This window comes from Mesorhizobium sp. RCAM 05099, from assembly GCF_059683685.1.
Window position 1 is genome coordinate 4,479,243 of record NZ_CM185035.1, and the last position, 15,619, is coordinate 4,494,861.

At 62.7% G+C, this 15,619-nt stretch carries 13 protein-coding genes and 1 pseudogene; 11 read left to right on the top strand and 3 right to left on the bottom strand.

The window, feature by feature from the left end; all coding sequences use genetic code 11:
- Positions 1–96: 96 nt before the first annotated feature.
- The 3 genes and pseudogenes from AC56QQ_RS22235 to AC56QQ_RS22245 all read right to left on the bottom strand — a co-directional run bounded on the left by AC56QQ_RS22235 (position 97) and on the right by AC56QQ_RS22245 (position 3,593).
- On the bottom strand, positions 97–1,632 hold the full coding sequence (locus AC56QQ_RS22235; RefSeq protein WP_497123382.1) for a DHA2 family efflux MFS transporter permease subunit: 1,536 nt from the start codon (positions 1,630–1,632) through the stop codon (positions 97–99).
- 307 nt (positions 1,633–1,939) lie between these two features.
- Positions 1,940–3,118 carry an HlyD family secretion protein gene (locus AC56QQ_RS22240; RefSeq protein ID WP_497123383.1) on the bottom strand — a complete coding sequence of 393 codons (1,179 nt, stop codon included), beginning with the start codon at positions 3,116–3,118 and terminating at the stop codon, positions 1,940–1,942.
- A pseudogene (locus tag AC56QQ_RS22245) lies at positions 3,115–3,593 on the bottom strand (MarR family winged helix-turn-helix transcriptional regulator). The gene AC56QQ_RS22240 and the pseudogene AC56QQ_RS22245 overlap by 4 nt, the downstream one beginning before the upstream one ends.
- 261 nt (positions 3,594–3,854) lie before the next feature.
- On the opposite strand from AC56QQ_RS22245, the gene AC56QQ_RS22250 reads away from it, so the two are divergent.
- From AC56QQ_RS22250 to AC56QQ_RS22300, 11 genes are all read left to right on the top strand, one after another.
- Complete coding sequence (locus AC56QQ_RS22250) at positions 3,855–4,463, top strand: CDP-alcohol phosphatidyltransferase family protein (RefSeq protein WP_497123384.1); 609 nt, start codon at positions 3,855–3,857, stop codon at positions 4,461–4,463.
- Positions 4,464–4,502: 39 nt separating this feature from the next.
- Positions 4,503–6,287: a bifunctional alpha/beta hydrolase/class I SAM-dependent methyltransferase gene (locus tag AC56QQ_RS22255; protein WP_497129088.1), complete on the top strand. Its 1,785-nt coding sequence runs from the start codon at positions 4,503–4,505 to the stop codon at positions 6,285–6,287.
- A 5-nt stretch (positions 6,288–6,292) separates the two neighbouring features.
- Complete coding sequence (locus tag AC56QQ_RS22260) at positions 6,293–7,618, top strand: phosphatase PAP2/dual specificity phosphatase family protein (RefSeq protein ID WP_497123385.1); 1,326 nt, start codon at positions 6,293–6,295, stop codon at positions 7,616–7,618.
- Positions 7,615–8,058: a hypothetical protein gene (locus AC56QQ_RS22265; RefSeq protein WP_489860767.1), complete on the top strand. Its 444-nt coding sequence runs from the start codon at positions 7,615–7,617 to the stop codon at positions 8,056–8,058. Before AC56QQ_RS22260 ends, AC56QQ_RS22265 begins: the two co-directional genes overlap by 4 nt.
- Complete coding sequence (locus tag AC56QQ_RS22270; protein WP_489860766.1) at positions 8,055–8,717, top strand: lysophospholipid acyltransferase family protein; 663 nt, start codon at positions 8,055–8,057, stop codon at positions 8,715–8,717. Before AC56QQ_RS22265 ends, AC56QQ_RS22270 begins: the two co-directional genes overlap by 4 nt.
- Positions 8,717–9,652 carry a phosphatidate cytidylyltransferase gene (locus tag AC56QQ_RS22275; protein ID WP_497123386.1) on the top strand — a complete coding sequence of 312 codons (936 nt, stop codon included), beginning with the start codon at positions 8,717–8,719 and terminating at the stop codon, positions 9,650–9,652. Before AC56QQ_RS22270 ends, AC56QQ_RS22275 begins: the two co-directional genes overlap by 1 nt.
- Before the next feature lie 334 nt (positions 9,653–9,986).
- Positions 9,987–11,354, top strand: a complete 1,368-nt coding sequence (locus tag AC56QQ_RS22280; protein ID WP_497123387.1) for a glycosyltransferase family 2 protein — start codon at positions 9,987–9,989, stop codon at positions 11,352–11,354.
- Entirely contained in the window at positions 11,351–13,027 is a 1,677-nt protein-coding gene (locus tag AC56QQ_RS22285; RefSeq protein WP_497123388.1) for a glycosyltransferase, read from the top strand. Before AC56QQ_RS22280 ends, AC56QQ_RS22285 begins: the two co-directional genes overlap by 4 nt.
- Positions 13,024–13,908 carry a glycosyltransferase gene (locus AC56QQ_RS22290; RefSeq protein ID WP_497123389.1) on the top strand — a complete coding sequence of 295 codons (885 nt, stop codon included), beginning with the start codon at positions 13,024–13,026 and terminating at the stop codon, positions 13,906–13,908. The genes AC56QQ_RS22285 and AC56QQ_RS22290 overlap by 4 nt, the downstream gene beginning before the upstream one ends.
- Positions 13,899–14,660, top strand: coding sequence for a glycosyltransferase family 2 protein (locus AC56QQ_RS22295; RefSeq protein WP_497123390.1), 762 nt, complete (start codon positions 13,899–13,901; stop codon positions 14,658–14,660). Before AC56QQ_RS22290 ends, AC56QQ_RS22295 begins: the two co-directional genes overlap by 10 nt.
- Positions 14,657–15,589 (top strand): glycosyltransferase family 2 protein, encoded by a 933-nt coding sequence (locus AC56QQ_RS22300; RefSeq protein ID WP_497123391.1) that lies wholly within the window; start codon positions 14,657–14,659, stop codon positions 15,587–15,589. Before AC56QQ_RS22295 ends, AC56QQ_RS22300 begins: the two co-directional genes overlap by 4 nt.
- Positions 15,590–15,619: the final 30 nt, after the last annotated feature.

A 15,619-nucleotide genomic window follows, 5' to 3' on the forward strand; every position in this document is an offset into this window, starting at 1 on the left:
AGCGATGCATGACGGCATCGTCGGGACGGAGGCAATATTTCTCCAGCCAACCTCGGTTGGCTAGCGCTTGGGCGGCGGAAAACGCTGGCCAGCCTTCTAGTCCATATGCGCGGCGGGTGCCCCACCGGCCGCCGGCGCCCGCGCTGGCTTGCGCAGCAGGAAGACAAACGGGACCGCGATCAACGTCATCATCATCAGTATTTTGAAGTCGTTGACATAGGAGATCATCATCGCCTGGAGATTGACCATGCGATCCACCTGGAAAAGCGCCATCTGATTTCCGCTCGCCGCCGCCGGTGAGACCGCCCATAGATTGGGGTTGAACGGGTTGATGAAGGCCGAAAGCTCGGCATGGTTGATCTGCGTGTTGCGCACCATCAAAACCGTCACGACCGACACGCCGATGGACGACCCGAGGTTGCGGACCAGACTGAACAAGGCCGTGGCATCGGTGCGGAAGCGTACGTCAAGCGTGGCGAAGGCCACGGTCGACAGCGGCACGAACACCATTCCCATTCCCAAGCCCTGGATGACGCCGGAGCTGATGATCAGCCAGTTGTCCATCTGAGGCGTGAAGCTGGACATGGTGTAGAGCGACTGCGCGGTCAGGAGAAAGCCGATGACGACGAGAATCCTGGCGTCGATCTTGCTCATGAGCCGCCCGACGACGAGCATCGAAATCATCGTGCCGACACCGCGTGGCCCCATGACGATGCCTATGGTGACGGTAGGATAGCCGAAGATGGTCGACAGCATCGGCGGCAGCAGCGACATGCTCGCCAGAATGAGCACACCCATGACGAAGATGAACGCCAGCCCGGTCACGAAATTGCGGTCGAGGAAAATCTTTGGATCGATGAAGGGATGTTCTGATGTGACCGTGTGGATGATGAATACCCAGAACCCCGTGATCGAAAGGCCAAGCTCGATCCATATCTCGACCGAGGAAAACCAGTCGACCTCACCGCCGCGATCGAGCAGCAGCTGAAGCGCGCCGACGCCGAGCGATATCATGGCGAAGCCGAAGAAATCAAAGCTGCGCACCCGCCGCGCAACGGCCGGCAAATAGGCGGCCATGCCGAGGAAGGCGACGATGCCGACCGGCAGGTTGATGAAGAAGACCCAGCGCCAGTTGAAATTCTCGGTCAGCCAGCCACCCAGGGTCGGGCCCAGAATTGGCCCCAGCATGATGCCGGCGCCCCAGATGGCCATCGCCTGGCCGTGGCGTTCCCTGGGGTTGATGTCGAGCAGGAAAGTCTGCGACAGCGGCACGATGGCGGCGCCGAACACGCCTTGCATCAGCCGGAAGAACACCATGGTCTCCAGGCTCCAGGCGATGCCGCACAGCATCGAGAACACGGTGAAGCCGACCACCGCCGTCAGGAACAATTCCTTGCGGCCGAAGCGGTCGGCGAGCCAGCCGGTCACCGGCGTCATGATGGCGGCGGCAACGATGTAGGAGGTCAGCACCCAGTTGATGTTGTCCGGAGAGGCACCGAGATCGCCGGTCATGGTCGGCAGCGCGACGTTGGCGATCGTCGTGTCGAGCGCCTGCATGATCGTCGCCAGCATCAGCGCGACCGTGATCAGGCCGCGATGCGGCACTTCGCGAAAGGGTTCTGGCGTGCTCATGATGCGGAACTTCCGACAGGTAACAAAATCGTGTACAGAGGGTTTCCGGGCGGCAGAGCCTTCCGTAAGGAGAGACTCTCATCGCGGTGGGACGCGAGTATCGATGTGGGGGTTACATCGACCGAGCGTCTCGACATGACGGACACCTGCCGCCCGGAAACCGAAGGACCAAAGGGTCCGGCGTCGAATGGTTCAGGGATCGAGCGAACCGCATCTTCGATGCAGCCCGGCCATCGGCCCCTTCTCCCTTCACACCCTCCCCTCGGACCAATCTTGCCATCTGTGTCACCCCAGCGCGGCGAGCGCCCTACTTGGCCTCACCCGCAGTGGCGTGGCCGAATATGGTGGGAAACCCGCGCGAAACGCCGGTGTCCACGGTGACGGCGGTGCTCATGCCGGTGCGCAACGCCATCTTGGCGTCGGCATCGGTCAGCTCGAGGCGCACCGGAATACGCTGCGTGACCTTGACCCAGTTGCCCGTGGCATTCTGGGCAGGCAGCAGCGAGAATTCGGCTCCCGTGCCGGCGCCGATCGCCTTGACCGTCGCCTCGAAGGTGCGGCCCGGATAGGTATCGACCACGATCTCGGCCTTCTGGCCGGGCTTCATATGGGTCAGCTGGGTTTCCTTGAAATTGGCTTCGATCCAGGTATCGCCGGTCTCGACAAGTGAAAACAGCGGCGTGCCGGAGCCGACATACTGACCGACCTTGAACGACGAGGCCTGGCTGATGACGCCATCGGCCGGAGCCTTGACCGTGGTCTGCGCCAGGTCGTAGGCCGCCTTGTCGCGCGCGGCGAGCGCGGCCATCACAGTCGGATGCCTGTCAGTCTCGATGTCGGGATTGCCGGCAAGTGCAGCCTTGGCGCTGATGATGCCTTGCTGGGCAACAGCCAATTGCTGCTTGGCCTTGTCGAGATCGTTTTTCGCCTGGTCCAGCGCCGACTTGGTGTTGATGCCCTTCTGGGCGAGGTCGGCGGCGCGGTCATATTGCGACTGCGCATAGTCGACTTCGCTGGTGGCGGACTTTTCCTGCGCCGTCGCCTGGCTGTAGGCGGCGCGCAACTGCTCGATACCAACCCGTGCGACAGCAACCGCCGCGTCGGCCTGGGCCAACGCGATCCGGTATGGCTCCGGGTCGATGGCAAACAGCACGTCGCCTTGCTTGACCAGTTGGTTGTCGGCGATGTCGACCTGAACGATGCGGCCGGCCGTATCCGAGGCGATCGACACCTTGGCCTGCTGCAGATTGGCGTTTTCCGTTTCCTGATAGCGGCCGCCGGTGACCCAGACATAGCCGCCGCCAACCACCAGTGCCGCAGGCAGCGCAATCATCAGCAGGGAGCGGCCCAGCCGGCGCTTCTTCTTCACAGGCACCGGTGCCGGCTGGACCGGAGGTGCAACCGCCACGGGGGCAGCAGCCGGCTGTGCCGGCGCTTCCATTTCCAGCTTGGTCGCGTTCTCATCTATCTTGGCTACCGCGTTCATGCTGCTGCGCCTTCCGTATTCTTCATTTTTTCAATGGACGGCGTCTCGTCGTCCGCCAGGTTCTGGACCATCGCCTCAAGCCCCATGATCAGGACGCGGCGATCTTCCGGCGACACGCCGGTCAGCGATTCTTCGTAGACTTCGCCAGCAAGGCTCTTGATCAGGGCGTAGGCTTCGCTCGCCTTGGGTGTCAGAAAGATCATGCGGACGCGGCGATCGGTGGCGTCGGAACGACGCTCGATCCAGCCCCCTCCTCCATGCGGTCGACCAGACGAGAAACGCTGATCGGCTCGATTTCGAGAAGTTCGGCCAGCCGCGCCTGCGCGACACCATCTTCCTTGGCAACGCGGACCAAAAGCCGCCATTGCGCCGAGGAAAGCCCCAAACCACTGGCCCTCGCCTCGAAGCGCTTGCGCATCAGGCGCTGCACGTCGTGGATCAAGAACCCCAACCTGTCTATGCCATCGGAAACCATGAGCGAGACATATAATAAGCGTGCTCACTATTCAAGATGCCGCATTGCGCCAGAAGCCGGCAAATGTGGATGGCAGCCCTGCGCTGCAGTCAGGGTTAGCGCTTGGTGAACATCTGGTCGGCGGCCGTCCCGGTCGGCGTGACCGCATCCGCGACGTCAGGATGCACGCACTGGAGAGGCGCCGTTTCGGCCTCCGCAACCTACTGGTCGCATCTGACATATTGATGTACAGCCGCTGATCAGGATCGGGGGATCAACGAAATGCCGACGCTTTACGCTCTCAAGCCGGCTTTCCAAGGAAAACTGCGGCCGCTGGTCAATAGGCTGGCGGCAGCCGGAGTTACTGCAAACAGCATAACCCTCCTGGCGGCCCTATTGTCGATCGCGACGGGGACGGCCATCGCGATCTTGCATGAATGGCGCTCGCTTCTGCTGCTCATTCCCGTGGTGATGTTCGTGCGCATGGCGCTCAATGCCGTCGATGGCATGCTGGCGCGGGAACACGGGCAGGCCTCGACGCTCGGCATGTATCTGAACGAATTTTGCGACGTCGTCTCCGACCTCGCGCTGATCTTGCCGTTCGCCGCCTTTCCACAGTTCAGTCCATGGGGCGTCGTCGCCTTCGCCTTGTCAGCCGTGCTGACCGAGTTCGCTGGCGTGCTCGGCATCGCCGCCAAGGTCGGACGAAACTATGCCGGGCCGTTCGGCAAAAGCGACAGGGCGCTGGCGCTGGGCGTGGTCGCCGTGCTGTGCGCCCCCGGGCTCTGGCCAGCATCCATCGCACCGCTTGTGTTTCCAGCCATGGCAACGCTTTCGCTATTGACCGCCATAAACCGGATACGCGCCGGCCTTATTGGCAGCGCCAGCTGAGCATCGAGGCTCGCCATGCCGCCAGGGGGAAAGACCATGATGCACGAGCCAATCGCAGCCGCGGTTGCGGAAAACCTTGATCGGCAAGCGCAAGAGCGTGTCTTCCGCAGCCATGACGGGACGGAGATCTTCTACCGGTTCTGGCCGGCGGCTTCCGCCGATGCCAAGGGTGCGGTGGTGCTCTTCCACCGCGGCCACGAGCATGGCGGTCGCATGGCCCATCTCGTCGACGAATTGCAAATGCCCGACCACGCCTTCTACGCCTGGGACGCCCGCGGCAATGGCCGCTCGTCCGGCGAGCGCGGCTATGCCCCTTCCTTCTCGGCCCTGGTAAGCGACATCGACTGCTTCATGCGCGAGATCGCCGTCAAGGATGGCTTCGCCACGCAGGATATTGCGCTGATCGCGCAGTCCTTTGGCGCCGTGCTCGCCGCAGCCTGGGTGCACGACTATGCGCCAAAGCTGCGTGCCATGGTGCTGGCCTCACCGGCCTTTTCGGTGAAGCTCTATGTGCCCTTCGCCAAGGAAGGCATCGCACTCTGGCAGAAGCTCAAGGGCCGTTTCTTCGTCAATTCCTACGTCAAGGCGAAGTTCCTGACCCATGATCCCGTGCGTATCGCCTCTTTCGAGAGCGATCCGCTGATCACACGGCCGATCGCCTCCAACATCCTGGTCGAACTCTACCAGCATGCGGCGCGCATCGTTGCGGACGCCCGCGCCATCACGGTGCCGACGCAGCTTCTGCTTTCGGGAAGCGACTGGGTGGTGCGCCACGGCCCGCAGCACGAGTTCTTCGTCAATCTCGGCAGCCGCGCCAAGGAACGCCATGTGTTGCCGGGTTTCTTCCATGACACGCTGGGCGAGCGCGACCGGGCGCAGGCCCTCGACCTGATCCGGCCGTTCCTTGCCGGGCAGTTCGCCGCGCCGGACGCGCCGGTCGACCTCAAGCAGGCGGATGTCGCCGGCTACACGCGCGACGAGGCCGACAGGCTTGCCTCGCCACTAGCTCCGCTGTCGCCCAAGGGCCTTTATTGGGCATTCAGCCGTGCCTCCATCCGCATGGGCGCCTGGTTCTCGTCGGGTATGAAGGCGGGCGTCACCACCGGCTTCGATTCGGGCTCGACGCTGGATTACGTCTACGAGAACGACGCGCGGGGTCTTACACCTCTCGGCCGCTTCGTCGACCGCATCTTCCTGGAAGCCATCGGCTGGCGCGGCATCCGCCAGCGCAAACTGCATCTCGAAGAGCTGATCGGTTCCTGCCCGGCGACACTGAAGGCCGCCGGCCGGCCGGTACACATTCTCGACATCGCCGCAGGCCACGGCCGCTATGTCCTCGATGCCATTGTGAAGTGCCCCGACCAGCCGGCGAGCGTGCGTCTGCAGGATTATTCCGACCTCAACGTCCAGCTTGGCCGCAAGCTGATCGCCGAACGGCAATTGCCGGCAAGCGTCTCGTTCCAGCGCGCGGACGCTTTCGATGCCGACATGCTCGCGGCCGCCGATCCGGCGCCCGACCTCGCCATCGTGTCGGGTCTTTACGAACTGTTCTCCGACAATGCGATGATCGCGCGCTCGCTCGGTGGATTGGCCCGCGCCATGCAGCCAGGAAGCCTGCTGCTCTACACCAACCAGCCCTGGCATCCGCAGCTGGAGATGATCGCGCGCAGCCTGACCTCGCATCGCGGCGGCCAGGCCTGGGTCATGCGCCGGCGCACGCAAGGCGAAATGGACCAGCTCGTCGAAGCCGCCGGTTTCGAGAAACTCGACCAGCGCATCGACCAATGGGGCATCTTCACCGTCTCGGTCGCACGGCGGCGCTGAACAGGATGGTATCATCGCTTGCATCCACGGAGCGCGCCGAACCTTACGGTCGGGTGGTCTTCAGGGCGGCCCTTTGGCTGGCCTTCCTGACGCCGTTCTTCTACCTGAGCTACGGTTTCGCCAACTGGTTGGCTTCACGGCGCGACGATGTCGGCAGCATCGTGTTTTCCTGGGAGCACAGTATCCCGTTCATCGCCTGGACCATCGTACCCTACTGGTCGATCAACCTTTTCTACGGCCTGTCGCTGTTGCTCAACGACAGCAGGCAAGGAGTAGACCGCCTGGCCGGGCGTTATCTCACCGCGCAGATCGTGGCCGTGGCCTGCTTCGTTCTGTTCCCGCTGACCGCGACTTTCCTTCGACCGGAAACGACCGGCGTGCCGGGTTTCTTGTTTGCCGTGCTTGGCGGTTTCGACAAACCTTTCAACCAGGCGCCCTCGCTGCACATCGCCCTGCTGGTGATCATCTGGGATCACTGGCGCCACCGGCTCGGCGGCCTTTTCCTGCCGCTCTGGCATGCCTGGTGCTTCCTGATCGGCGTCTCGGTGCTGACGACTTGGCAACATCATTTCATCGACATCCCCACCGGCGCGCTGCTGGGGTTTTTTGCGCTGTGGCTGTTTCCGCGCAGCGGCGACTTGCCGTTTTCGGGCGCCCGACTGACCGGCGATGCGAAAGCGCGCCGGCTGGCGCGGTTCTATGCGCTGGGTGCTGTCCTTGCGCTGGCGGGCGCCGCGTTCGGCGCCTTCTTTTCCGCTGTCGCGCTTTTCCTGCTTTGGCCGGCGCTGGCGCTCGCCATCGTCGCCTTTGTCTATGCCGGGGCCAGCGCCAAGGTGTTCCAGAAGACGGCGGAAGGCCATGTGTCCCTGGGAAGCCGCGTCCTGCTTTCGCCCTATCGATTGGGCGCCAGGGTCAATATTGCGATATGGACGCGCAAGCTCCCGCCGCTCGTGGCCGTCACCGATGGCGTCTTTCTCGGCCGCTTTCCGACGGCGCGCGAAGCCAACAGATTCGGCACGGTCATCGACCTCGCCGCCGAACTTGAAAAACCGGCGGGAGCAAATTGCCGTTGGATCAGCTTGCCGATGATCGATTTGTTGCCGCCGCCAGTGACGATACAGCAGCAGACCGCCAGCGCGCTGGAGAGCGCTTGCCGCGACGGCACGGTGCTGGTGTGCTGCGCGCTCGGTTTCCAACGCAGCGCCGGCGTTGTCGCCGAATGGCTGGTGGCGACAGGCAGGGCCAGGACGCTGGTGCTTGCCCGCGAGATGCTCGTCGCCGCCGGTCGGCCGATTCATCTTGCCAAGACGACGGAGCGGGCGGCGTCATGACGGACAATGCCTGCCGGGAACGTGCCAATCTTTTCGCCCGCATGCTGATGCAACAGGCCGCATGGCCGGCCGCAGTTGTGGTGGCCGGAAATATTCTCACGCCCTTGGCTGCTTCGGCGCGCGGCGCCTTCGAGACCTGGCCCGCAGCCATCGCCCTTTCGGTCGCCGCCGCGAGCGCTGTCGCCGTGCTAGCGCTTTCGACGCTGCTGGCATTCGACGCGCTGCTGTTCCGGTTGATGGCCAGCCACGACGACGAGGCTTCCAGCGGTGCCGCGGTGGATGACATGCTGGCGCGCATGCGCCTGAAACCCCTCCCGTCCGCCACACGCCAGTTCGATGACCGCATTGCCGGCACGCGCCGGCTGCTCACCCGGCAACGCGCCGCCCTTGGCCTGTTTGTGGTGATGCTTTTCGCTGCGGGATTTTGGGCGCCGCGATGAGCAAGCTTTCGCTCAAGACCTTCACCATGCTGCAGACGGCGACCTCCGTCGGCCTCTCGGCGCTGGCCTGGGTGGTGACCGGCGTGCGTCCGATCTGGAATGGCAGCTTGCCGTCGGACCGGCAGCGAATCTATTTCGCCAATCACACCAGCCATGGTGACTTCATCCTGCTGTCGGCCTGCCTGAGCGAAAAGGAGCGCGCTATCACCCATGCCGTGGCCGCCGGCGAATATTGGGGGAAGTCGCGGCTGCGCCGCTTCATCGCCGAGGACATGCTGTCGTCCGTGCTCATCAACCGGCAATGGACCAGGCCGGAGGAAAACCCGATCGAGATCATGCTGTCGGTTCTCGATCAGGGCCACTCGCTGATCCTGTTTCCCGAAGGCACCCGCAACATGACCGACCAGCCGCTGCTGGCCTTCCGCTCCGGACTATACAATCTGTCGATGGCGCGGCCGGAGGTCGAACTGATCCCGTGCTGGATCGAGAATATGTCGCGTGTGCTGCCCAAGGGTCAGTTCCTCCCGGTGCCGCTGCTTTGCCGTGTCGTCTTTGGCGCACCGGTGACGGTGGCCCCCGGCGAAGAACGCCGTGCCTTTCTCGACCGCGCCCACGCCACGCTTCTGGCGCTCAACCCGCGCCCCGAGCGAGACGATTGATGCGCCACGACATCTCCATTCTGATCATCGGCCTGCTCGCGGTGCTGACGACCGCCAGCATCGTCGCCGCGATACTTTGCGCGCGGGCGCCGAAGCCACTCAGTTCGACGCTGGTCAATCTCACCCAGCGCATCAACGCCTGGTGGGTGATGGTGGCGCTGATGACCGTCGCCTTCTTCTTCGGTCGCTACGGAATGACCATCCTGTTCGCGCTGATTTCCTTCGCCGCCCTACGCGAATTCGTTACGCTGACGCATACAAGCCGCAGCGACCATTGGGTGCTGCTTGGCATGTTCGGCATCATCATACCGTTTCAATACTGGCTGGTATGGACTGCCTGGTATGGACTCTTCGTCATCTTCATCCCGGTCTACTGCTTCCTGTTGATGCCGGCCATCACCGCGCTGCATGGCGACACTGAACGCTTTCTCGAGCGGATCGCCGCGCAGCAATGGGCGGTGATGATCTCGGTCTATTGCGTCAGCCATGTTCCCGCGCTGTTGACGCTCGAAGTGCCAGGCTTCGAAGGCCGCAACCTCTTGCTGATCGCGTTCCTGATCATCGTGGTACAAGGCAGCGACGTGCTGCAGTACATCTTCGGAAAGCTTTTCGGAAAACACCGTTTTTCGCCGACCGTGTCGCCGTCGAAAACCTGGGAGGGCCTGATCGGCGGACTGGTGTCGGCGAGCCTGCTCGGCGCGCTGTTGTCGTTCGTGACGCCCTTCTCGCCACTGCAGGCGGCATATGTGGCCTTCGTCGCCTGCTCGATGGGATTTCTGGGAGGGCTGGTAGCCTCCGCCATCAAGCGCGACCAGGGGGTCAAGGATTGGGGCCATCTCATCGAAGGCCATGGCGGCATGATGGACCGTACCGACAGCCTGGTCTTCGCTGCCCCGATCTTCTTTCACATCGTGCGCTATTTCTGGACCGTCTGAGCGGCGAACTCTTGCCCACCGCGCGACTGGGGCGAAAATACCGTGAGTCGGTATGGTTGACCTGCCGACTTTCATGGGAACACATAGCGGGACGATAAGAAGCACTGGGGTCGAGCTTCATGGCGAAAGGCTCGCGCGAAATGGCTGATATTCTCGGTTTCCGGAGCTCGTCGGGTCGTTGAAACGGCAAGCGAGCGAGGGGCTGGTTTTCCGCATCGGGCGTTGGATAGACGCCAGATCGTCCTCGTCGATCGCGCCGGCAAGCCGAGCCGTGTTTACCGCAACGGACATTTCCACGGCGGGTCTCGCGTTCGACCGTCCGCCTGAACCCTGCGTGTCAATCATCATCAGTGCCTTCGGCGGCCTCGCCCAAACGCTGCACTGCCTGCGGTCGATCGCGGCAAATCCTCCTTCGGTTCCGATCGAGATCATCGTCGTCGAGGATGCTTCAGGTGATCCGGAGATGGGAGTGCTGGCCGGCATTCCCGGCTTGAGGTTTCATGACACCGGAGAAAACGTCGGTTATCTCCGTGCCTGCAATCTCGGGGCGACGCTGGCGAGCGGAGAATTCCTGCATTTTCTCAACAATGATACAGCCGTTTCATCAGGCTGGCTGGACGCAATGTTGGAGTTGTTCAACCGGCATCCGCAATGCGGTGCTGTCGGATCGAAGCTGCTCAATGCCGATGGCAGCCTGCAGGAAGCCGGCGGCGTCATCTGGCGCGACGGGTCCGCCTGGAACTATGGCCGCTCGGACCATGCCATGCTCAGCGACTACAACTATGTTCGCGAGGTCGATTACTGCTCGGCCGCATCGTTGCTGATCCGACGCGGCATTTTTGCAGCGCTTCATGGTTTCGACGAAGCCTTCGCACCTGCCTACTACGAGGACACCGACCTTGCCTTCCGCCTGCGGGAGAAGGGACTGCGAACTTTCTACCAACCACGGTCGATCGTTTATCATCTGGAAGGGTTTTCGCATGGCAAGGATCCCAAGGTCGGCATCAAGTCCTTCCTGCGGGTCAACCAGCGAAAGTTCGTTGAGCGATGGGCGCATGTTCTGTCGCGTGAACATTTCATCACAGGCGAATTCAGGCTGCTGGCGAGCCAGCAGGCGGCGCTACGCAAAATTGTCCTTGTCGTCGCCCGGCCAAGTGCCCGCCTGGATGGGGGCTCTGGTTCAGACCGGATCCGGCGGATCATCGAGGCTCTCGTCGATCGTGGGCTGGTGGTGAAATTATGGCTTCAGGGGGCCGGGCTCGAGCAGCATCATGTCGAGGCGCTTGAGCAACAAGGCGTTGAAGTCTTCCGGGGCTGGCGCTATCGGAGCCACCTTGCGAAGTGGTTGCGCGTGAATGGGCGCTGTGTCGATTTCGCCCTGCTCTTCGGTGCGGCAGCGTCGCCATCGCTGGTGGCGACAATCAGGTCGACGAGCCCTGCACGGATTCTTAGCCTCGGCGAGCAGAAGGATCAGAACTTGCATGGCGAGGGCAGCGGCGCCGAGGTGTTAGCAGCCGCCGACTGCTCGCCGGCGCAGCTTTGGCAGGTGCTGTCGCGCAGCATCAAGGAGCGACCGTACGGTTCGCTGACCGAGCGTTTCGGCCCGGAACAGATGGGCAATCTTGGTGCGCGGCCGAATCCGGATCTGGTGCATACACCGCCAGAGGTGCCGGCTGCCATGCGTGGCGGTCCGGCCGAATGAGCGAGCCGACGGCTGCAATTTGCATGCTTGCGGTGGGCAAGCCTGGCTATGCGCTGGCGGCACGCGAAGCGCTGACGTCCTTTCTCGGACACACCGACTTCGAGATCTATGTGACCGCCGATTCGGCGGTGGCGCCCCTCTTGCCCCAGTCGCCGCGCATCCATCTCAACCAGATCAGTCTCTCGGCCCCGGAACATCGATCCAGCTACTTCCGCGCCAAGTTCGATGCACTGGCGTGGTGCCTGGATCAGACCAGCGCAGCGATCATTCTCCAGGTCGATGTCGATGCTGTTCTATTGCGTCCGCTTGCAGCGGCAGAGATGATGGCGGCGCTGGGCGATCGTCGGATCGGCATGGTCGAGCAAACCGGCATTTCCGGATCCGGAATGAGCGGCGACGATTTTTTCGAGCACTATCGCAGCCAGTCGCTGGCCTTTATCGATGCCTCGGCGGAGCCGCCACCCCGACACGCCTTCCACTACTTCAACAGTGGCGTCGTGCTTGCCTGCAGGGACGAACTGCGAAGGTTCCTCGACTGGGCGGATGAAAGACAGCGCGTCTTGCCCGCGGATCACATGGCCGGAGCCTACATGCTCGGCGACCAGGCCTATTTCCAGGTCTGGGCGAACACCGTCGCGCCCGCCAGATGCCGCGCCTTGCCCTGGCAGTGGAACCATTGCAGCCACTGGGATGAGGGTTTCCCGCGCAAGGACGCGCTGATCGCCCATTTCAGCAATTTCCGCAACGGTCCGGAATTCGAGACGGTCATGGCCATGCACGCACTTGTTGGCGACGGCCCAACCGATCCCGTGCTGGAACAAACGTCGACAGGACAGGCTGCCGAACTGGCTTTCATCATCATCACCTACAACTCCTCCAAGGTCATCGGTTACTGCCTCGACGCCCTGGCGAACCGAAAGCATCAGATCATCGTCATCGACAATGCCTCGACCGATGGGACACTCGATCATGTGACGCGCGAGGGCGTGACAATCATCAGGAACACGCGCAATGAAGGTTTCGCCGCCGCAGCCAACCGGGCCGCGGCAGCCACCAGCGCCATGCATCTGTGCTTTCTCAATCCGGACTGCCTGATGACGCCGGCGGCGGTCGAGGCGGCTCTCACCACACTTCGCCAAAGACCCGATGCGATGGTCGTGCCTGACTATGTCGACTGGCACGGCAATCCGACAGCCGGCCGCCAGCCCGGTTACTCCAGGCTCAAGCTGACGGCCGACATTCTTGACAACAACGGCATGGCCAAACTTGCCAGGCGCCTGAAGCGCTTGCCCGGCTATGACCTCGAAAGCTGGAGCTGGCCCCTCGCCGCTGCTCTGTTCGTCAGGCGCGGTACATTCCACGCCGTTGGCGGCTTCGATGAGCGCTACTTCTGCTACATGGAAGACGTTGCCATCGGCTTTGAAATGGCGCGACGCGGGCTCGAGATCATAAGGCTCGATCATGTCTTGCCGCATTTTGGCCAGCACGGCGCGGATATCCCGTCCTCCGGCAGGATCCGGTTGATCGACGCTGCGCGGCTCAAATTTGCTCGACTGCACTACGGTCGAACTCTTGCCGCGACGCTCGCGGTGATGCATTGGGTCCTGCTCCGCCGCCTCGCAATCAAGGGCGCCTGGCGTCGCCGGCGGCGGCGCAGGATGGAAAGCAGATGAACTATTACGTTCTGCCCGGCATCGGCATCCATGGCGGCATCAAGGTCGGCTTCCAGTTCGCGCAACTGTTGTCGGAGGCTGGCGTGCCGATTGCAGCCGCTACCCCTGGCGGCCTTGCGCCGTCGTCGTTCCGGTGCGCCCAACCGGTGGTCGACAGGCAATACGTGCTTGCCAATGCAGGTCCGAGCGACACGCTCGTCTTTTCGCTGACGCACGACTATCCGGCACTGAAGGCAACCGGAGCGCGGCTGATCTTCCACTGCCAGGGCACCGACCCTCTGATAGACCCGGTGCTACGCGACCGGGATGTGACCATTCTATCGTGCTGGGAACAGGCCGCACGCTATGCGAGGATCGTGGCCGGTCGCGAAGCCATCGACGTCGGCATCTCGATCGCCGATACCTTTTTCTACGACGGCGCCGCCAAGGACCCATGCTTGGTGGCCTTCATGCCACGCCAGGGCGCCATCGCCGAAAGGGCGATGAAACAGGCACACCGTCTGCGCTACGTGCCAATCGACAACGAGACCGAAGAGGTTTGCGCGGCAACTCTGAAGCGCAGTGGGTTCTTCCTGGCGATGGCGGTGGGGGAATGGTTTGGACTGCCGGCACTGGAGGCAATGGCAGCCGGTTGCGTCGTGGTGTCGGTCCCGGCGATTGCCACGGAACACCTAAGGGACGGCGACACCGCATGCGTTGCGGAGCCAGCACGCTTGCCGATGGTGCTTGACGACATCAGCGGGGAAGGCGCCGGTTTGCGGCGCGCCGCACTGCGTGATCGCGGCGCTGCAATGGCGTCCCGCTATCGCACTGCCTTGCATAGGAGGAAACTGGAAAGCGCCATGCTGGCTGGTTTGAAAGACGCCTTGTCATGGAACTGAGCGGCATTGAGCTGAGTGTCGTTATACCGTCTTACGGGCTGACCGCGCTATTGCGGACCTGCGTCTTGCACGTCCAGTCAGGTCTGGCCCGAGCATTGCCCGGACGCGCGGCGATTGTCGTCGTCGACAACGGTTCCGCCATGCCCTACCAGGCAGACGATCTGGCAACGCCGGCTGTCCGCATCCTACGGCTCGACCGCCGGCATTCCTTCTCCGCGGCGTGCAATCGCGGCGCCAGTGCCGTGCCGGCGGCGCGCTACCTGTTCCTCAACAACGACGTCTTCCTGCATCCAAACGCGATGGCTGAGATGCTCGAGATAGCAAGGCATGAAACGGTCGGCATCCTGGGCACCAGGCTGGTCCTGCCCGATAACACGATTCAGCACTGCGGCGTGCGTTTCGATGCCGGTGAGCGCGGCCCCTATCACCATGCACATGGCAGGCCAAGCTCATCGGTCAGCCGCGCCACGACGTTTCCGCAGGCTGTAACGGGTGCGGCATTGATGATCGATCATGCAACCTTTACCGCCCTGCGCGGGTTCGACGAGACCTTTCCCTTTGGTTATGAGGATGTGGATCTGTGCCTGCGCGCGCGGCAGATGGGAGCGCGCATCGGCTGCGGCCAGAAATGGGATTCCCTGCACTTGGAATCGACCTCCGATCGAGGGCCTGATCGCCACAGGGCATCGCGCAGGCTGTTCTTTGAACGCTGGCGCGGGCGCTATTCCATCGATGGAGACGAAGGCGCATGAGGCAAGATATCGCCATCTCGCTGATCGTTCATACGCGCAATTCAGCCGCGACTTTGCCACGGCTACTCGAAACCACAGGTTGGGCGGCCGAGCGCATCGTCATCGACATGCAAAGCGGCGATGCAACGGTCGAAATCGCGCGCGCGGCCGACTGCCGGGTGCTGTCTTGCGCCATCGTCGATGCCGTCGACGATATCCGCAACCAGTATCTTGCGGAAGCGCGGCATGACTGGGTCCTCGTTCTGGATTCCGACGAATACCTTGCCGACGATGCCTACGAAGCCATGCAGCAGCTTGTCGACGACCATGGCGACAAGATCGATGCCTTTGCCTTGCCAAGGTGGAATTCGGTAGCCGGCCAGATCATGCGTGGCTCGGGCTTTTACCCGGACCAGCAGATCAGGTTCTTTCGAAAGGGTACAGTGGCATGGCAGCCTGGCAATCACCGTGTGCCGCAAGTGCTGACTGGCGCCAGGCGCCTGCGCGTCCTCCAGCCACCAAATTGCATTCACATCCACCACGAAAACTACACCGACATCGTGTCGTTCATCACGCGACAACTGCGTTATGCACTGACCGATTCTTACGACCCCGATCCGGGCCATTTCGACTTCAGCGTCTACATTGCCGAGGCCTATGCCGAATTCGCGCGGCGCCACGAGCCGACCGAAGACGGCGACTTGTCGACCGCCGTGGCAACAGTGCTGGCATGGGACCGTATCATGCGCGGCCTGATCCATTGGGAGCGGCTGGGGCGGCAACAGCCGCTCAACGCCGCCTTCTCCTTGCCGATCGTTCCCATTCTGCCTGCACCCGACAAACGCGCGCGTGTTCCAGATACGGGCGGCTGGCAAAAAACCTCGTTTCGCCATCTGCCGCGCGAGATCGGGCGCTGGTTTCGCCGGCTCTTCCAGCCCGGGCGGCGCTAAGCGGCGCCATTTTGCGCCATCCGCAATTTC